The sequence below is a fragment of the Paenibacillus silvestris genome (assembly GCF_009882985.1).
Lineage (GTDB): Bacteria > Bacillota > Bacilli > Paenibacillales > NBRC-103111 > Paenibacillus_E > Paenibacillus_E silvestris.
The window spans coordinates 23,450-41,601 of record NZ_WTUZ01000034.1; the positions used below are offsets into that span (position 1 = coordinate 23,450).

At 46.7% G+C, this 18,152-nt stretch carries 17 protein-coding genes and 1 other annotated feature; of the genes, 1 reads left to right on the forward strand and 16 read right to left on the reverse strand.

What is annotated here, in order from left to right; genetic code table 11:
- Window positions 1-70 precede the first annotated feature (70 nt).
- Window positions 71-469: a cyclic-phosphate processing receiver domain-containing protein gene (locus GQF01_RS26835; protein ID WP_235960531.1), complete on the reverse strand. Its 399-nt coding sequence runs from the start codon at window positions 467-469 to the stop codon at window positions 71-73.
- A gap of 250 nt (window positions 470-719) precedes the next feature.
- Window positions 720-3,803, reverse strand: coding sequence for an isoleucine--tRNA ligase (gene ileS / locus GQF01_RS26840; protein ID WP_161410029.1), 3,084 nt, complete (start codon window positions 3,801-3,803; stop codon window positions 720-722).
- Between the two features lie 49 nt (window positions 3,804-3,852).
- Window positions 3,853-4,106 (reverse strand) — a binding site (T-box leader).
- Window positions 4,107-4,282: 176 nt separating this feature from the next.
- Between ileS and GQF01_RS26845 the strand changes: the two genes are divergently transcribed.
- Window positions 4,283-5,269, forward strand: coding sequence for a GNAT family N-acetyltransferase (locus GQF01_RS26845; RefSeq protein ID WP_161410030.1), 987 nt, complete (start codon window positions 4,283-4,285; stop codon window positions 5,267-5,269).
- Between the two features lie 358 nt (window positions 5,270-5,627).
- On the opposite strand, the gene GQF01_RS26850 is transcribed toward GQF01_RS26845, so the two are convergent.
- From GQF01_RS26850 to GQF01_RS26915, 14 genes are all read right to left on the reverse strand, one after another.
- Entirely contained in the window at window positions 5,628-6,494 is an 867-nt protein-coding gene (locus GQF01_RS26850; RefSeq protein ID WP_161410031.1) for a PhnE/PtxC family ABC transporter permease, read from the reverse strand.
- Window position 6,495: 1 nt separating this feature from the next.
- Window positions 6,496-7,281 (reverse strand): PhnE/PtxC family ABC transporter permease, encoded by a 786-nt coding sequence (locus GQF01_RS26855; protein ID WP_161410032.1) that lies wholly within the window; start codon window positions 7,279-7,281, stop codon window positions 6,496-6,498.
- On the reverse strand, window positions 7,271-8,059 hold the full coding sequence (phnC, locus tag GQF01_RS26860) for a phosphonate ABC transporter ATP-binding protein (protein WP_161410033.1): 789 nt from the start codon (window positions 8,057-8,059) through the stop codon (window positions 7,271-7,273). The genes GQF01_RS26855 and phnC overlap by 11 nt, the downstream gene beginning before the upstream one ends.
- Before the next feature lie 38 nt (window positions 8,060-8,097).
- Window positions 8,098-9,162: a phosphate/phosphite/phosphonate ABC transporter substrate-binding protein gene (locus GQF01_RS26865; RefSeq protein WP_161410034.1), complete on the reverse strand. Its 1,065-nt coding sequence runs from the start codon at window positions 9,160-9,162 to the stop codon at window positions 8,098-8,100.
- 73 nt (window positions 9,163-9,235) lie between these two features.
- Window positions 9,236-9,964 carry a phosphonate C-P lyase system protein PhnL gene (locus GQF01_RS26870; RefSeq protein ID WP_161410035.1) on the reverse strand — a complete coding sequence of 243 codons (729 nt, stop codon included), beginning with the start codon at window positions 9,962-9,964 and terminating at the stop codon, window positions 9,236-9,238.
- A gap of 14 nt (window positions 9,965-9,978) precedes the next feature.
- Complete coding sequence (gene phnM / locus GQF01_RS26875; RefSeq protein ID WP_161410046.1) at window positions 9,979-11,160, reverse strand: phosphonate metabolism protein PhnM; 1,182 nt, start codon at window positions 11,158-11,160, stop codon at window positions 9,979-9,981.
- 30 nt (window positions 11,161-11,190) lie between these two features.
- On the reverse strand, window positions 11,191-12,036 hold the full coding sequence (locus GQF01_RS26880) for an ATP-binding cassette domain-containing protein (RefSeq protein WP_161410036.1): 846 nt from the start codon (window positions 12,034-12,036) through the stop codon (window positions 11,191-11,193).
- Between the two features lie 30 nt (window positions 12,037-12,066).
- Entirely contained in the window at window positions 12,067-12,900 is an 834-nt protein-coding gene (locus GQF01_RS26885; protein ID WP_161410037.1) for an alpha-D-ribose 1-methylphosphonate 5-phosphate C-P-lyase PhnJ, read from the reverse strand.
- Between the two features lie 5 nt (window positions 12,901-12,905).
- On the reverse strand, window positions 12,906-14,036 hold the full coding sequence (locus GQF01_RS26890) for a carbon-phosphorus lyase complex subunit PhnI (RefSeq protein ID WP_161410038.1): 1,131 nt from the start codon (window positions 14,034-14,036) through the stop codon (window positions 12,906-12,908).
- A 3-nt stretch (window positions 14,037-14,039) separates the two neighbouring features.
- The gene (phnH, locus tag GQF01_RS26895; RefSeq protein ID WP_161410039.1) at window positions 14,040-14,633 is read right to left on the reverse strand and encodes a phosphonate C-P lyase system protein PhnH; all 594 of its coding nucleotides are present in this window, start codon (window positions 14,631-14,633) and stop codon (window positions 14,040-14,042) included.
- A 14-nt stretch (window positions 14,634-14,647) separates the two neighbouring features.
- Window positions 14,648-15,073, reverse strand: coding sequence for a phosphonate C-P lyase system protein PhnG (gene phnG / locus GQF01_RS26900; protein WP_161410040.1), 426 nt, complete (start codon window positions 15,071-15,073; stop codon window positions 14,648-14,650).
- A gap of 214 nt (window positions 15,074-15,287) precedes the next feature.
- Entirely contained in the window at window positions 15,288-15,989 is a 702-nt protein-coding gene (locus GQF01_RS26905; protein WP_161410041.1) for a GntR family transcriptional regulator, read from the reverse strand.
- Window positions 15,990-16,010: 21 nt separating this feature from the next.
- Entirely contained in the window at window positions 16,011-16,643 is a 633-nt protein-coding gene (locus GQF01_RS26910; protein WP_161410042.1) for a DapH/DapD/GlmU-related protein, read from the reverse strand.
- A 1-nt stretch (window position 16,644) separates the two neighbouring features.
- Complete coding sequence (locus tag GQF01_RS26915) at window positions 16,645-17,514, reverse strand: PHP domain-containing protein (protein WP_161410043.1); 870 nt, start codon at window positions 17,512-17,514, stop codon at window positions 16,645-16,647.
- Between the last annotated feature and the right edge of the window lie 638 nt (window positions 17,515-18,152).

The window sequence follows — 18,152 nt, forward strand, 5'->3', positions numbered from 1 at the left end:
TTCGGCCCCCTTATTGAATATTCGTGCATGATCTGTCCTACTATTCCCTCAAGAGAATCTTTACATAAATTTAGACCAAATCACTTGTGCCGGAATACTTGTTTTCAGTGATTGGATAATGATAGATTTCAATATCCGATGCAATAAATCCCCTTCTTTGGGCGGCTAGCAGAGTTTCGTACATATTATTTCGACCAACTGGGTTATCTGTATGCAAGTAGATTCTGTTAACTCTTAGACCATGTTCACAAAAGTATTTGACTAGATCGTACCCGTTTGGAAGTTCTTTTCCATGTTCATCTTCCCCCAAATCATGGTCGAGCGTTAATATATCGATAGTATTCATTCTCAGAATTTCTATGGCCTGTTCAAAGTTTCTTGCTAACGTAAAGCCTACGGGACAATCTCGTAGATCGTCAACAAACAAATTAATTGGTTCTATCCTATTGTCCAATGTTTTATTTTTCAAATGTAACCCTCCCCCAAAAATACTAATTAGATTCCCTCCCCTGCCAAAGGGAACTACAGTCCGCTATTTTCCAGCAAATCCGCGTTTCGACCAGACCGGCGGAACTACGATCCCCTATTCCTCCAATTCCCAATCAAATATAGCCTTTTCAGGGCAAATAAGACCCTGTAGTTCCGCCAAAGGAAGAATTCCAGCCTCCACACAACAAACGAAGAGGCCGCTACCCAAGCAGCAGCCCCCACTAACTCAACTACTCAATAAGCAATAAACATTGATAACCGCCGAACGAAACATCCTCCATATTCGCAGCCTGAGCAGCATATCGGATCTCCGAGACAAGCACATTCTCGTGCAAAACATGATCAAAACGCTCAATCGCCGCTTTCAATGGAGCATCAACGTGCAGCGTCAGGATGATACGTTTTTCAATCGGCAAATCAAGTTTCTTCCGATAATCTTGAATTCCGCGGATCACCTCGCGAACAAGACCTTCCTGTTCCAGCACTTCTGTTATGGCTGTGTTCAACGCGACGTTGATTTGGTACCCCACCGCAGAGGCAAATCCTGCTTTCCCCTGCTTCTCCACAAGCAGCTCATCCAAAGTAAGATGGATGGCTTCGCCGTCAAAGGTGACATCCAGATACCCCTTGTCAACAACCTGCTTAGCTTCAGATGCAGTAAGCTGTTTCAGGGCATTTTGCACAGGACCAACGAATTTGCCATATTTCTTGCCAGCAACTTTCAAATTCAATTTCAACTGATAGTCAACGAAGGTGCTTTCGCTCTGCTCCAAACGAATATGTTTCACGTTAATTTCATCTCTGATGATGTCTTCAAACCGGCTCAGATTAAATTCACGGTCCAGCGAAACAATGAGCTCAGACAGCGGTTGGCGTGTTTTGATTCCGACCTCGTTGCGAATATTGCGAGCGAGCTCAACGATTTGCCTGGCAGTAGCCATATCGTTTTCAAGTGTCGCATCGATGGCAGCTTCATTCACTTTCGGGTAATCGGTCAAATGAATGCTTCCTTCGCCGCCAAGGTTACCGAAAATATCCTCCGCGATGAGCGGGATATAAGGTGCAGCCATCTGAGCTAAGGTGACTAGAACTTCACGCAGCGTTTGGTAGGCGGCAACTTTATCTTCGGTCATTTGACTGCCCCAGAAACGGTCGCGAGAGCGGCGAATGTACCAATTGCTCAGCTCATCAACAAAGGCTTCCATATGCTTGGCTGGGTTCAGGAAATCATAATCCTCCAGCCCCTTCAAGACGTTCTGAAGGGTAGAGTTCAACCTGGAGAGCACCCACCGATCTAACTCGTTCTTTGAAGTTTGCTGCGGGTAGTCCTCGGCCTTGTATTGATCAATGTTGGCATACAACGAGTAAAAATGGTGTGTACTATGGATCGTATCCACGACTTTAGACTTCGCTTCAGCTACAATCTGCTTCGAGAACCGCTTGCTGTTCCACGGAGCACTATCAGCTAGCAGAGCCCAACGGATAGCATCCGCTCCGAATTCTTCAATGATTTCCCAAGGATCAATAACATTTCCTTTGCTCTTGGACATCTTCAGACCATTTTCATCCAAAACATGACCGGTAGAAATAACCGCTTTGTAAGGCGATTTTCCGTTATATAAGGTAGATACGGCCAGCAAGCTGAAAAACCAGCCGCGCGTTTGGTCAATAGCTTCGCAGATCATATCGGCGGGATACTGTTCTGTGAAAAGCTTCTCGTCACCGAACGGATGATGATACTGTGCGAACGGCATCGAGCCGCTATCGAACCACACATCGATCACTTCCGGCGTCCTTTCCATCGTTCCGCCGCAAGAACAGCGCAATTTAACAGCATCCACATAAGGTTTATGCAGATCCAGACTGTCATCGATAGGCGTGATGGATTTCTCATACAGGTCTTTTCTGCTGCCTGGCGCATACTCTGCCCCGCAATCCTGACAAAGCCAGAGGTTCAGCGGAGTGCCCCAATACCGGTTTCGGCTGATATTCCAATCGACAAGCTCCTCAAGGAACTTTCCAAAACGGCCCTCGCGAATATGAGACGGGTACCAGTTCACTTGGCTGTTGTTCGCAAGAAGCTGGTCCTTCACAGCTGTTGTTTTGATAAACCAGCTTTCCATCGCATAGTAGAGAAGCGGAGTTTTGCAGCGCCAGCAGAAAGGATAGCTGTGCTCATATCGTTCCTTGGCAAACAATAGACCGCGTTCCGACAAGCTTTTGACAATATCCACATCACAATCCTTAACAAAACGTCCGGCAAAATCAACTACCTCATCCGTATACCGTCCAGCAAGATTCACGACATTTACAAAATCCAGGTTATGCAGGCGACATGTGCGGTAGTCATCTTCCCCGTGTGCAGGCGCGATATGAACGATTCCGGTACCACTCGAATCACTTACGTAATCCGCATCGACCACGATATGCCCGCGATTCACAGAGATATAGCCAAAAGGCGGCTCATAGGAGGTTCCTACGAATTCCTCCCCTTTGTGTGTAGAGAGGATTTCATAGTCCACTTTTAACACTTTTTCTGCAAGATTTTTGGCGATGACATAGACTTTACCGTTCTTTTTGGCTTTCACGTAGTCGATATCTTTGTTCATTGCAAGCGCAACGTTCGCTGGAAGTGTCCATGGGGTCGTCGTCCAGGCAAGGAATATTTCCGGCCCTTTCCTACTGCGAAACTCCACAGTCGCGCTCAAATCTTTGACATCTTCATAACCCTGAGCTACCTCATGCGAGCTAAGCGTCGTCTGGCAGTCAGGGCAATAGGGGCTGACCCGATGTCCTTTGTAGAGAAGTTCTTTTTTATGGATTTCGGATAAAATGTGCCAAACACTCTCGATGTAATCATTCGTCAAGGTCACATAGGGATTATCCATGTCTGTCCAGTATCCGATTGCTTCTGTCAATTCCCGCCACTGCTTCTCGTATTCGAAGACGCTGTCTTTGCACTTTTCAACGAATTCGGCAATCCCATATTTCTCGATTTCTTGTTTGCCCGAAATGCCCAGTTGCTTCTCCACGCCAAGCTCGACGGGAAGGCCATGTGTATCCCAGCCTGCTTTCCGCACGACACGATAACCTGACATTGTTTTGTATCTGCCGATAAAATCCTTAATGACACGTCCGAGCACATGACCGATATGCGGCTTTCCATTGGCTGTAGGCGGCCCTTCATAGAAGACGAAATTCGGTTTGTCACTCCGATAATCGATCGATGCGCGGAATGTCCCGTTTTGTTGCCATTGATTCAGGATGCGCAGCTCGCGGGTTCTTGCTTTTTCTTTGACATCCACTTTTCTCATACAGATCATCCACTCCCTCATTCAAATGAATACAAAAAAATCCCGTCCCATAAGGGACGAGATTGTATCTCGCTATACCACCCTTGTTCCGATTGATCCATAACTAGACCCTCGGCACCTCCGTCAACGTACCAACATACGCGCCCCATGTAACGGCAGGATCCCGGGTCAGCTTACTCCAGTGGCTTCAGCTTTCCTTCTCGGAGAGGATTTTCGGCTAAGTCTTGAACGTTGGCTTTCAGCGCAGGGCCAACTCTCTGGGCAACAAGGGATTAGCTTACTCGATCTCGTCAATGAATTTACTCAGAACATTCAGTTAACTCATTTCTACACCTTTTTAGCTAAATTGTCAAATGAATGACGGAAAAAGGGCTCGCAGCCGAATCTTTATTTATATCCAGACTTTACCAAGAAGTTCCTCTTCGGGGATGGGATAATGACGGTATCAGTTAACTTACTTTGAGGTGGAGGTCATCCTAGTGTCAACGTTTACGATTCGCACGATGCGGCAGCCGGACGATTATGCAGCGGTCGCACCCCTATTGAATTTGGTCTGGTCAGAGCCGACAACAGCTGAGCGACTGCAACGAGACGAGGATAGCATTCCTCCGGGCAAGCTGCATTACAATGAGGATGGCGAGCTGATGGGATGGGACCGTCCCAAATGGGTCGCGGAAGACGAACATGGACGAGTGGTCGGTTACGCAATTTGCTGGCGAGCGCCTTGGACCGAGCCTGGAGCTTTAAGTCATACAGTTGTCGTTCACCCAGAGAATCGCGGGGTTGGGATCGGAAGAGCTTTATTCGATGCGCTTCATCAATGGGCTGCCGAGGTCAAAGCAACACGATTAATCGACTATATGAGGGAAACGGACGAGAGATCGCTTGCTTTTGCGCAGCGCCGGGGCTACATCAAGGAGCGCCACACGTTTGAATCTGTGCTCGACTTAGCATCGTTCGACGGCGGTTCTCTGTATGATGCGGTAAACAATGCTGAGCAAACGGGGATTCGCTTCATAACTTTGGCGGAGGAGCCTGGAGAAGCTGGCGAGAAAAGGCTTTATGAGCTGTATAAAATCACCCATCCGGATATTCCCGGTTACTCCGGCAGCTTTCCATGGTTCGAAGAATGGAAAAAGTGGACCATCACGCAATCCGGCGTACGTCCGGAGTGGATTCATATCGCCAAGGATGGCGATCGTTACATTGGCGTTGTCACGCTCCAACAGAACGAACAAACACGGGCTATGTATCATGAGTATACCGGCGTGCTGCCGGAATACCGTGGCCGCCGCATAGCTCTGGCTTTAAAGATGCTCGGCATACGAACAGCCGCAGCATGTGGTGTCCCTTATTTAAGGACACACAATGATTCCATGAACGCACCCATGCTGCGAATAAACCGTGATTTGATCGGTTTCCGGGCGGAGGCTGGGAGTTACAAAATGGTGTGTGAACTCAAGTGAGGACCCTGTGTGGAAATAACAGGAAAACCTACCGTTAATCTGCGCTGCGAGGGCTCGGGGAATGGAATAGCGGGAGAAACTCCTGCTAAATCGTCGATTTGCAGACGGAAACTGCTAGAGCGGTCAGATTAGCTGGAGAAATTCCAGTTACCGGGCTGAAAGTGTAACAATTGTATAATTTAGCAGGAGTAATCGGCGTTAATTGCAAGGAATGGCTCCGCTCGGTAGCCTACAAGCTCCCTCCCAAACCTCACGTTACATTCCCAAATACTAGACATCACAACAGGATCTTATTAACGCCATGCTGCCCCAATAACAGAAAGCGCATTCCCCCATGGAGTGAATGCGCTTTAATTGTTTACCCCTGAACCCTTAACTTCTTCTTAATTTTTGAAGCGAGCAATTCAAGCAAGATGGCAAACGCAAGGATGAGATACGTAATAGCCCCGATTTCCCTCACATCATAGTAGAAGGAACTGGCCATGAACATATCGAACCCTATGCCCCCTGCTCCAGCAGCTGCCCCCATGGCCAAAGCGACTGCGAAGTTGATCTCAAATCGCATAAACGTCCATGAGATTAAGTAGGAAACGGACGACGGCAGCACAGCCTGAAACACGATTTGCCACCAATTGGCTCCACTCGCCTTCAAGGCTTCAATAACTCCTTTATCCAGCTCCTCGAATGATTCCGAGTATGCTTTGACGAGATAGCTGATGGAATGGAACGTCATTCCGATGACGGCCGCCACACTTCCAAGCCCTGCTGCAACAGCAAAAATTAACACCCATAATACAGTTGGAACCGCCCGAATGAAAGCAACTCCGGCTTTAATGACGATAGAAAGTTTAGAATTAGATAGATTACGAGCTGCCAATAAACCGAGAAACAGGGCGATGATCGAGCCGAACAACGTCGTCAGGAACGCAAGGCCCAGTGTAATGATCAATTGTTTAATCGCCTCGAAAAAAGTGATGTGTTTAAAAAGCGGTTGAAAAAACATGGTTTTAACCGTAAGGGCTGTCGAAATGACGGCTTCTAGCAGGTTAATGTCCTTATAGTCAAAAGTTGCAAATGCAAACACCGTCAGTAAAGCCAGCGCAGTTAATGTCAGCCGAATAACAAAGGATTGTTTGTTAAAAGGTTTCTTGGGATACGTGCTCTTGGTGCGATCCCAGCTGGTGTCTTTATTAGAGACAGCTTTCAACGACTCCTGAAGTCCCATTTTACAAAATCGCCCTCCTCACATAAGTAGACACCGATTCGATGGCAAAAATCGCAAGGATGATAACGATAACGACCAAGGAGGCAGAACTGTAATTAAGGCCTTTGTAGTACAGACTGAAAAGAAAACCAATTCCGGTACCTGTCAAGATGCCGATTAATGTTGCCTGACGAATATTGGTTTCTACCATAAATAGAACCCAGCTTAGTAATTGAGGAATGCTGGCAGGGATCACGGATTGAAAGATGATCGGAAAATACCCTGCTCCTGTAGATCTTAAGGCCTCGACAGAGCTATTGCTTACTTCATCGATGGACTCCATAAATGCTCTTGTCAGAAATCCGAATGAGCCGAAAAAAAGTGCAAAATATCCAGTAAGTACATTTTGTCCGAAAGAAATTAACAAAATCATCGACCAAGCAGCCACATCAATATTGCGAAACAGGGTTGCGATCGATCGGCTTACGAAGCTGAATACACCGCCAACGCCTGTCGTATGTGAGCCCGCAATTGCGAACAACATGGCAAATACGGCAGCAACGGCGGTTGCAGCTATTGACACAAGAATCGTCTCAGATAGACTGCTAATAATTGCGGGAAGCCGCTTCATTGCTTTTTCATTGGGATAGAAATTGTCCGCAGCCCATTCAGCTGCTTTCGGTATAGAGGTGAAACCTTTAATGACATTATAGTCCGTAACGATCATAGCAACTAGCGTGACTAACAATAGGAAAGCACAGAAAAGCAGCGTGTTCATGCGCTTTTTGGCAAAGAAGTTATCCCGCATATTTGCCCTCCAGCTCCTCGGCATGCTCTTCAAGCTCCGAACCGTAAATCTGGGAAAGCTGATCGCGTTTGATCTCTTTCGGGGAACCGTCATAGACGATAGCTCCCTTGTTCACACCAAGGATACGATCCGAATATTTAAGAGCTGCATCCACTTGGTGCAGGTTAACGATGACCGTGATGCCCATGTTGGTAGAGATCGTGCGTAAGTAATCCATGATCACTTTGGAGGCGTTCGGATCCAAGGAAGCAATCGGCTCGTCGCACAAAAGCATCTTTGGATTCTGCACAAGAGCTCGGGCAATGCCAACTCTTTGCTTTTGTCCACCGCTTAACTGATCACAACGCTTGTACACCTGATCTTCTAGCCCAAGAATACTCAGTATATCAAAAGCCTGCTTCTTCTCTTCTTTGGTATAAAGCCCCAGAACTCCCTCTAACGTTGACTTGTAGCCAAGACGTCCGTGCAGGACATTCTCGACTACCGTCAATCTGTTCACCAAATTGTAATGCTGAAACACCATACCCATTTGCGTTCTCAACCGTTTCAATTCGTGCTTCTTGAAATTCATAATGTCCGCGCCATCAAATATGATTTCTCCACTGCTTGCATCGATCATCCGATTAATACAGCGAAGGAGCGTTGATTTGCCTGCGCCAGAAGGTCCAATAATCGACAGGAACTCCCCTTCTTTCACAGTGAAATTAACATCAGATAACGCTCTTGTATCCGCACCGTACTGTTTAGAGACCTGCTTGAATTCCAATAACGTTGTCATGGCCGCTCCCTTAATTCATTAGTTGATTCGTGGTGACATTAATTGCTAGACAGCATTCTGACTGGTGCGAAAAAGGCATCATCTACAGGCAGGAATTTCTCTTTGCCCGATTTTTGTTTGAACACGCCGGCATCTTTGGAGTCTTTAGGCAAGAAGATCTTCGGGTTTTTCGTAATTGCATCTGATGTGAAAGCATCTTTCAATTTTTTCGTATCTTCGGCGCTAACCGTACCTGTGTTAATAGCAAATGGAGAGTTCAATACTGGTGTAACGGAAATGAGACTAAACTCTTTACCAACCTGCGTGTTAAACGGTTCAGCTGCTCCTTGTTTCACTTTGTATACCGCTCCTGGCGTGTTAGCTGTCCCTGAGCTTACTTCAACATAGTTGGCCACACATGTATCACAGAAAGCTGCTACATCAGCTTTGCCTGTTAAGAGATTGACAGCCGCTCCTTGGTGAGTGCCTCCGAAAAGAACTTCACTGAAAAACTTGTCCTTGCCGCCTTGAAGCAGATCATCCACGGTTAACTTTTTGTATTGGTCCTGTTTGCTGAAATAGTTAACGATATTGGCAGATGGCACCTTAAATCCGGATGTAGAAGAGTTAGATACGAATGAGAACTTTTTGCCGGCAATTTTATCGATGGCAAATGCGCTGCCGTTTTTATATGCCGCTTCTTCACCTTTACGTACGCCCAACCAGCTATAGTACACAGCGTCTTCCAACGTGCCTGACTCACCGCTTGAAACAACCAGAGGCTGTACCTTGTTATTCTTTGCATTAGCTTCAACGTAGCCTTGTGGACCCATATAAGCCAGATCCGCACCACCGCTTGCAATAGCTTCAATCGCGATAATGTAATCCGTTGTTGTCTTATGCTCAACTTTTTTACCGGTTGCTGCAGCGACCGCTTTGCCTAGTTCTTCACGCGCATCTTTCAACTCGGCGCCGGATTCATTCGGATACCAAGCAATTGTTATGGTGTCTTTTGTCTTAACTGGAGCTGCTGCACCCTTGGTGTCGCCTGCTGCTTTTGTACCGCAACCTGCCGCCACGGCAACTAGAGATAAAGAAATGATGAGTGTTAAAATTTTTTTCATTTGAAAAAATCCTCCTATTATTCCTATTTTATCTAGCATACCGCCCAATTATTTTCTGAATATTCTGTCTACTTTAAGAGATTGTAAACTTGTCCTTCTTTTCAGCTGTATAAAATCTGCCATCCCTGATTTGATACTCCCGGTCGCACAGATGATCCATGAATTCCAAGTCATGAAAAATACCAAGCATCGTAGTCCCTTGCTTCATCAACTGCTCGATCAATTGTTTGACTTTCAATTTGGAACCGTGATCCAGACTCGCCGTCGGCTCATCCAGCAGCAGCAGTCTCGGGCGCTTCACCATCGCTCTTGCGATATTTAACCGCAGCTTCTCGCCTCCCGAGAAAGTTGCTGGATAGCTGTCCCACAGGCTGCGGTCGAGCTCGAAGTGCTCAAGCATCTTGATCGTCTCTGCTTCCGCATACTGCGCGTCATCGCCCATTTCCACGATGGCATTATGGACCAGTTCCCGTGCTGTAGTACGAGGCATGACACTAAGGAATTGCGACACATACCCAATTTCATGCTTGCGCAGTTCGATGATGGTGCGCTCGGGAGCAGCTGCCAGATCAATGCGGCCGAACCTCTCCGAGTTGTACCAAATATGTCCCGCATGAGGCAGGTAGGTACGGTAAATGCATTTCAAAACCGTGGATTTCCCACTTCCGCTCTTCCCGGTAATCCCTACGAATTCGCCTTCTTTCAGAAATAAGCTAACATCTTCAATCGCAGAGATTTGTTTATTTAAATTATGCAGGGTAAAAGATTTGGACAACTGTTCTATCGACAGCAAATTTTCCATGCCATCACCTCCTGTTAGATCCTGTAGTTCGTCTTCTGAATCAGCTTTCCGTCTACAAAAACGGTGGTCACAACGGGGAAATCATCCGGCTCCAATCGCTCAATGATCAGCAGGTCTGCCTTCTTTCCTTCCTGGACGGATCCATATTCCGCGTCAATGTTAACAGCTTGCGCCGGATGAAGAGTGACCAGTTTGAACATGTCAACAAGGTTATCCCGGCTCGGTCCTGCGAGTTGGAATACGGCGTGAAGCATCGCTGCCGGGTAATAATCGCTGCACAATATATCGATGCAGCCATCTTCAATCGCTTCAGCTGCGGACAAGTTGCCGCTATGCGAGCCGCCTAGAATGACATTGGGTGCACCAGCTACGGTATGCAAGCCCTTCTCCTTCGCTTTGCGAGCGATGTCGAGCGTGATTGGGAATTCGCTAATGGCGGTGCCAAAGCTTTTCACCAAATCCAGCTTCTCTACAGAATCATCATCATGCGAGGCGATGGCGATGTTGTGCGCTTTAGCCATTTCGGCAATTTCCCGAATCGCGTCTACCGTCATTTTCTCTTTGGTCTGGTGATTGGCAATTAACACGGCGATGTTCTCATCTGACAGTGTATCGTAACCAAGAACCGTTTTTTTGTACACTTCCAGATCTCTGTATTGCCCTTGTCCAGGCGTATGGTCCATAAAAGAAACCAAATGGACCTTCTCTTCCGCAATGTAGCTCTTCAAGTTGTCGATCTGATCCAGATTATCGATTTCAAATCGTGCATGAAAACGATGGCGGATCAAATGCTTGCTGTTATGCGTACTATCGATCAAATCGATTAGCTTCCTTACATTTTCAGGCTCACGGATCGGACGGTACTTGTAATCAACTGATTTGAAAATGGACAAAGAGTGGTACATTGTCGTAATACCGTGGGAAATAAGTTCTTTCTCCGTTTCGCGCAAACCTATTTTAAAATCGATAAGTGAAGTCGGTCTAGGCGCCGTCATATGTTCGATGTAGTCGGAGTGGATGTCGATCATCCCTGGTGTCACGTAACCTCCGCCTGCGTCGATGACTTCCATGCCGCTCACTGCCGCAATCTCACCTTTGGGAGCAATTCTGGCGATTCGCCCGTCTTGGACCAGTAGATCATAACCCTCCAAAAGCGCTTCTTCCGTAATAATGATGCCGTTCGTTAGTAGATACATCATAAAGACAAGACCTCCACTCTGGATTCGTTATAACAGGGAATGAACCAACTGTTGTGTATACGCGTGTTGTGGATCTTCAAGGATTTGGTCCGTCAAGCCTTGCTCAACGACACGGCCGTCCAGCATTACCATTGTCCGGTCTGCCAGCATTCGGATTACTCCAAGATCATGCGATACTAGCAACATGCTGATCTTCAGCTCTCTTTGCAGGTGCTTGATTAAATCCAAGACATTGGCCTGTACGGATAAATCAAGTCCAGTTGTTACTTCGTCCAGCAATAAAATCGGTGGATTATTAGACAACGCTTTGGCAATTTGAACGCGCTGCTGCATGCCGCCAGAGAAATTCTTCGGTGCTTCCTTCATCCGGTAAACGGGAATATGAACCTGCTCTAACAGCTCACTTCCCCGGGATTCCATGGCGCTGACCGAACGATTTCCAGCAGCAATCATCTTTTCCGCAATATTACCAATCGAGGAAAAGTTCATCCGTAAGCCCAGAACTGGATTCTGATACACCTTGCCCATGAGATGATTGCGGATATGTTTCTTCTGTTGGGATGACTCCTGAAAAAGGTTGCTCTCGCCATCCTTGTAAGGCTGAAGGTAAGCCTCGCCACCGGACACTTCCTGATCGAAGTAGAGACATCTCATCAATGTGGATTTGCCGCTGCCGCTTTCGCCTACAATACCAAGCACCTCGCCGGGATACAGATCGAAAGTGATATCTTGGCACGAATAGACGGTGCCGCAAGCCCGGCAGTAATTTCTCTCCAACTGCCTATGCGCCGGGTTGCTGCACGCTTCACAGCCTGAGCCGAATTGTTTATTTAAATGATTAACACTCATAATAGGGGCTGCAATTTCTCCCATCCGCAAGTCACCTCTCTCTCTTTAGAGCAATTATGGATTCATTCGATCTAAGCAATAACTTGTATCATTACATTGGTAAAAGGTTTCATCTGTTTCGGCGTCATAAAGCTCATCCATGAATACATCTTGTGCTCCGCATTGTCGGCAGCTTTGACCTGGGAATGACTCCGGTTCGAAAGGAACATCGTCAAACGCCAAGGAAACCACTTGCGTATAGGGTGGAACGGCATAGATTTTCTTCTCACGTCCTGCACCCAGCAAAATTAAGGCCTCAGAATAGTTCATCTTCGGATTGTCGAACTTCGGAATCGGGCTCGGCGCCATAACATAACGGTCATGCACCATAACCGGATGATCCGCACCTGTCGATACACTGCCGTACTTCATGATTTGCTCGAATAACATCAGCCACGCTCCGCTGTAATCTTTCTCCCCATGCAGACGTTTGGTTTCGAGCTCACTGGATTCGTACATCCGCAGCGGCTCCGGCATCGGAACCTGCAACACGAGGATTTGCCCTGCGTCCAGCGGGACTTCCGGAATACGATGTCGGGATTGGATCAGCGTAGCATCCTTGGTTGCATCTACCGTAGGAACACCCGTTGTTTTGTCGATCAACTTCTTAATGCTGACGGCATTTACCGATTCATCCGAACCTTGGTCGATCACTTTCAGCACGTCTTTTTTCCCGATTAAGGACAACGTCAGCTGTAAGCCTCCAGTTCCCCAACCCCGTCCGATGGGCAGTTCTCGGGAAGCGAATGGGACCTGATAACCCGGAATCGCTATCGCTTTAAGCGTAGCTCGGCGGATCTCTCTCTTGGACCCTTCATCCAAAAATGCAAAGTTATATTGGATTCGCATCTGCCTTACACCTCCTGGCCTTGGCCCAATGGGGTTTTTCTCGTCTTACGAACATCGTTAAGCTTCGCTTGGAACGTAACATAATGCGGCATTTTCAAATGAGAAATGAAACCTGTTGATTCGACAGAATCGATATGGAAAAGGACAAACTCCTCGTTTTGCGTTGGAATTGACTTATCGCCTTTTTCAAGGCTTTTGTCCAAGATGCTCATGGCAATGGCTTTCGTTTCATTTTGTCCGTAACAAAGACCGTATCCGAATTCAAGCTGCAATTCTTTCCGTCCATTCTCTTTCTCGACCGTTACTGGCACGAGCATTTCTACCTCAGTTACCTTGATGTCACCGATAAAATAGGAATCATCATCATCCTCGGATTTCGTGAGCGGACTATCGATATAAACGGGAAGTTCTCCGACACGCAGCTCGCCAACCGTAGGATGGACCATGCCATAACCACGGATGACCGCGTAGGCCAATGAAGTAACGGCGCCCGTTTGTCCTCTTGTCAAAATTTGCAGCTTCTCACTCCGAGTTGCTGGGAACGTAAGGCTCGTACGGGTAACATCATCCGGTTCAGTCGGATCTATTGGACATTCGGCAATGAGTCCTTCTTTTCTTAAGTAATCCAGCACTTTGGGAAATCTGCCATCATCTGTATCCGTCATCTCTTGAGCCGTGATTTCTTCCGCTTTACGATACTCTCCCATCCATTCGGCTACAGTTTCTTCTGTCTCATCAACGAGATCGAAATCCAATAGCCTATGGGAGTAATCCATGGAAGCACCTAAAATTTGTCCGCCGGGAATGTCTTTGAACGAAGCGGAAATTCGTCTTTCCACCCGCATCTCTTCCGAGTGCACCGTTCTGGAATAATGCTTCCGGGGCAGTGTGGAACGATAAGCACGGAGCAGGAAAACCGCTTCCTCCGGGTTACCTTCCGCCTGTTTAATCGCTAGTGCCGCAAGTTGCTCACTGTACATGCTGCTTTCTGACATGACCTGATCAACGAGCCCTCTCATTCCGGCTTCAATCGCAGTTACATCCAGCACCTTGCCCTGCCGCAACCGTTCATACTGGATTCGTTGCAAAGATTGTTCTATTGCGCGTGTTCCGCCTTTTACCGCTACATAACCCATCGTCTAGACTTCCTCCTTCATGACCTGAGTTGTCCTGGGCAATGCCAGCATACGGTGCGAGGAATCCGTAAATATCAGGTCCAGCCCAAGTGGAAACTCGATATTTCGTTCAGCTCGAATGTCAATCCAGTCGTAGGTTACCTGTATCTCGGCTTTGGCGGTCGTCTGAATACCAGGGCCGCTCAAAAGCAGCATCGTTCCGCCAGATAAGCCTGCCGTTTCGATAATAATCGTCGCTGAGCTGTGCGGGTCCTGAAGCTCTCCGATTTTGGCTGATTGTAGCGCGCCAATGAAATCCGAAGGCTCAGCATCGCTGAGAATGAAGATGAAGTCTGCTTCCTCAAGTTCAACCTCTTTCGCATACGTAGATTGACTAAGAGCAAGTGCCATCTCCTTTTCCCGCTTAGACACCACCTTGAAAGTAACTTCTGTATCAAGCAGCATACGAGCTGCAATATATGTGGCAGGCAGATAGCCTTCTAACTGTTCCAGCTTCCCAGCTTCCTCCGAAAGGTCTGAAATTGTCCCCGGCTTTGACATCGAGTCAATTAACTTTCTATACGCGGTTTGGATGTCGTGCACCATATCCAGCATCATCGGTTAAACTCCTTTCAATCTATGTCCATGGTTTCAAAATCTACCTTTGTTCTTAAAACACTCTTGTGCTGCGCTTGTCGTCTTGCCGCTAATTGTTCACCTTCCGACTGCAGCCGAGCTGTCCAAGCCTCTGTCTCCTTCAAGCCGGCGCCATAAGCTGCATCGATGACAGCCAGTTCATAGGCTTTCTTCGGCTCGTCGCCTTTCAATATCCCGATCCCAACTGTGCCTTCAATCCGTACCTTACATTCGGTTACCAGCACCTCGCCTAAGTAAAACAGGCTCTTTTGTGCCGTTTCCCTCACCTTCACCATAACAAGTCCATGGTTCGGCTCTTCGATTAAAGCAACAGGATAACGGCTTTCAATCTCATTAGCCAAAGCAGCTGCGAGCTGGGGCGAACCGTTAATCAGCATTTCCGTTCTTTGCTTCCGATTCATGTGTAAACCTCCTTCCTCCCTATGCAAACCAACTTCACAAACCCACAATATGCGAACTTATCTCAAATCACCTACATTAAAGCAAACGGACCTCAAATCACCTACAATAATGCAAACCGACTTCAAATCATCTACAATATGCAGGCTTACCTCACATCACCCACAATATCTTGTTGCCAGGTTGGCAGCTGTTAAGTTTGTGTAAAAAATATTCCTATATGACATAAGTGAACAAATCGCCACGATACATCGTTTTACTGTATTCCAACGTACGGCCTGACTCGCTGTCCTTGCACTGACATTCTAGGACTAGCAATGGAATCAGACTGGAACAAGCTAGAAGCTCCCTTTCATATTTAGAAGGATGCGTTAATCGAAGTGTTGATTCTGTAGATTGAAAATTCTCGTATCCCTGACTTTTGTAATAGGTAAACATCGATGTAATATCTTTACCCGATCTTTCTATATCAGGAAAGACGGATTCGGCAATATAGGAAATATGCAGCGCGATTGGCCTCCCGTCGATGATGCGAAGACGGCCAATTTTATACACACGATCCGTTTCCTCTACGCCAAGCGTCTCGTATATTTTGTGATTGAATTCAATCGGCTCACAAAAAATATTTTTCGACTCATATTGATACCCGAGTTCAATCATTTTCTGGCTGAAGCTTTTATTGGCGGAAAGCACCAGGGGGATTCGCAGATTCCTATCTTGCACGAAGCTTCCTTTTCCCTGTTTGGAGTAAATGTAGCCGAGCTCCTGAAGCCGCTCATAGGCTTTGCGGGCCGTGATTCTAGGAACCTTGAACCAATCTGCGATCTCATTCTCGGATGGCAGTTTGTCATCTGGCTCATACTTACCCGATTGAATCATCTGGATGAGATGGTCCATAATATCCATTTCTTCAAACATGCTTGCCGCCTCCCTTCACCGTTACGCGTATTTCTTGATGAAACTCGTGATATCGTTCAATTCTTGGAATCTTTCCTCAATGAGTTCACGGGGCCAATCCCACCATGCAATCTGAAACAAAGCATCGATGATTTCCTGAGGAAATCTTTGCTTGATCGGTCTCGCAGGTACACCTACTACGACCGTGTATGGAGCTACATCCTTGGTAACAATGGCTCCTGAACCGACAACAGCGCCTGTCCCGATATGAACACCTTTCATAACAGTTGCTCCATGTCCAATCCAAACATCATGTCCGATCGTGACACGATTGCCTCTGCGCCAGTTAAAAATCTCCTCGTCATTCGTCTCACTCAGTTCGTAAGAGGCTCCCCGGTAAGTCATGTGATGCTGTGTCACCCGATCCATCGGGTGATCTACCGGGTTGATACAAACGTGCGAGGCAATGGACGTAAATTTGCCTACCTCGGCATAATTGATCGTCACATCATCCATCGTATAGGTATAGTCACCGATGCGGGACTCGATCATATGATTCGTTGGTCCGATAGAGGTCCACTCTCCGGCAAAACTGTTCGTAATAAAACTGCTTGCATGAACTCTTGGCTCGGACGATAATGGGAGGCTAGTATGGACTTGATGGATGGGCTTCATTTCAAATCATCTCCTTACCTAATAGTGTTTGTTTTCGTTCACGCAGGTTGTTCACGACTTGGATGCCGGGCGATTTACTTCCCAACTGCACATCTTTTTCACCATAAAATCCATGGAAATCAGAGCCTCCGGTCATCACTAGGTTGAACTCCAGGGCGTACTCATGCGCTCTTCGTTCATCCTCTTGGTTATGCAGCGGATGCCATACCTCGATGCCTTGGAGACCTGCTTCCACCAGATCTGGAACCAATTCGAAGCTCCGATATTGCCCCGGATGTGCCAACACAGGGACTCCGCCTGCCTGCAAAATAACTCTAACGGCCTCACACGCATCTACATATTCTGTCGGAATGTACGCTATACCCGGCTGCTCGCCGCTTTGACCGCGAGAAAACAGCTTTTTATATAAATCGCCATATATCGTTGTTGTATAACCCTGCTCTATCAAGGCATGCATGATATGCTGCTTGTAGATACCTGTTCCGCCTTCCGCGTGCTTCATCACGTCATCCAACGTAATCGAATATCTCGCCTCAATCAGTCTATCTATCGCAATAAGGCAACCTTGGTGACGTTTTTCCAGCAGCGGAGTGCATAATGCCTCAATCGCAGCATTTCCTTGCTCAATATAGTAACCAAGAATATGAACCCTTCTCTGTCTTGTAAAATCATAGCCTGAGATTTCTATACCAGGAATAATCTCTACTCCTCTCTCCTGCCCAGCAAGCACCATTTGTTGAAGGTCACGGGTTGTATCGTGGTTCGTGATAGCCAAATGACCGATACCTTCTTGGACAGCCAGATCTACTATTTCATCAAAAGTGAATGAACCATCTGATAGTCTTGTATGGCAATGCAATTCTACTTTCATAGAATCATCCTCCTTGAAAAGTTAATGTGGAAAACGATGTTAATTTCGTGTGTTTACTTGTTTTTATTTTGTTTTGTTTTATAAATCAATTCTAACTTGATGCCAAGTTAGTAGGGTCAATACTGTGTAATCCCCAGGTTAAGATATTGTAAGGAAATTAAAAAAAGGATCTAGCGGGAGGCTAGATCCTTAAAGATACTCCTGATTTAACGTCAGGGGCTGGAGCGTAAAGGCATTGTTTGTCCAACTGTTGCTAGATATAACAGAGTAGGCGGCAGGTTTTGGCATGGCTGTTCCCCATGGTTAACTGCAAAAAGTGCAGGTAATTATGTTCCAATACTTAGTTTAAACAACATTGATGTAAAAGGTGCAGTAAATTTCAAACAAGGCAGATGATTCCAGTGTTTTCTCTTAATTTACATGTAGGAAATGCAGGTAATCCATCAATATGGGGAATTTACTGTAGTTTTACTGTACTTTTTACAGTTGTGCTGCTGGGGAGTCTCAGCTTGCATCAGAAAGTAACAAAAAAACCTTACGAGGATTTCTCCTTGTAAGGTTCTTCATAGTGCTTGGCAACGTTCTACTCTCCCAGAACCCTGCGGTTCAAGTACCATCGACGCTGGAGGGCTTAACGG

What these genes read in the sequence shown, in the direction of transcription:
- ileS (WP_161410029.1), bottom strand. Translation starts at nt 3,803, where the DNA reads ATGAGAAAAGTGGATGTCAAAGAAAAAGCAAGAACCCGCGAGCTGCGC.
- GQF01_RS26850 (WP_161410031.1), bottom strand. Translation starts at nt 6,494, where the DNA reads ATGGGACTTCAGGAGTCGTTGAAAGCTGTCTCTAATAAAGACACCAGC.
- GQF01_RS26855 (WP_161410032.1), bottom strand. Translation starts at nt 7,281, where the DNA reads ATGCGGGATAACTTCTTTGCCAAAAAGCGCATGAACACGCTGCTTTTC.
- phnC (WP_161410033.1), bottom strand. Translation starts at nt 8,059, where the DNA reads ATGACAACGTTATTGGAATTCAAGCAGGTCTCTAAACAGTACGGTGCG.
- GQF01_RS26865 (WP_161410034.1), bottom strand. Translation starts at nt 9,162, where the DNA reads ATGAAAAAAATTTTAACACTCATCATTTCTTTATCTCTAGTTGCCGTG.
- GQF01_RS26870 (WP_161410035.1), bottom strand. Translation starts at nt 9,964, where the DNA reads ATGGAAAATTTGCTGTCGATAGAACAGTTGTCCAAATCTTTTACCCTG.
- phnM (WP_161410046.1), bottom strand. Translation starts at nt 11,160, where the DNA reads ATGTATCTACTAACGAACGGCATCATTATTACGGAAGAAGCGCTTTTG.
- GQF01_RS26880 (WP_161410036.1), bottom strand. Translation starts at nt 12,036, where the DNA reads ATGGGAGAAATTGCAGCCCCTATTATGAGTGTTAATCATTTAAATAAA.
- GQF01_RS26885 (WP_161410037.1), bottom strand. Translation starts at nt 12,900, where the DNA reads ATGCGAATCCAATATAACTTTGCATTTTTGGATGAAGGGTCCAAGAGA.
- GQF01_RS26890 (WP_161410038.1), bottom strand. Translation starts at nt 14,036, where the DNA reads ATGGGTTATGTAGCGGTAAAAGGCGGAACACGCGCAATAGAACAATCT.
- phnH (WP_161410039.1), bottom strand. Translation starts at nt 14,633, where the DNA reads ATGATGCTGGATATGGTGCACGACATCCAAACCGCGTATAGAAAGTTA.
- phnG (WP_161410040.1), bottom strand. Translation starts at nt 15,073, where the DNA reads ATGAATCGGAAGCAAAGAACGGAAATGCTGATTAACGGTTCGCCCCAG.
- GQF01_RS26905 (WP_161410041.1), bottom strand. Translation starts at nt 15,989, where the DNA reads ATGTTTGAAGAAATGGATATTATGGACCATCTCATCCAGATGATTCAA.
- GQF01_RS26910 (WP_161410042.1), bottom strand. Translation starts at nt 16,643, where the DNA reads ATGAAGCCCATCCATCAAGTCCATACTAGCCTCCCATTATCGTCCGAG.
- GQF01_RS26915 (WP_161410043.1), bottom strand. Translation starts at nt 17,514, where the DNA reads ATGAAAGTAGAATTGCATTGCCATACAAGACTATCAGATGGTTCATTC.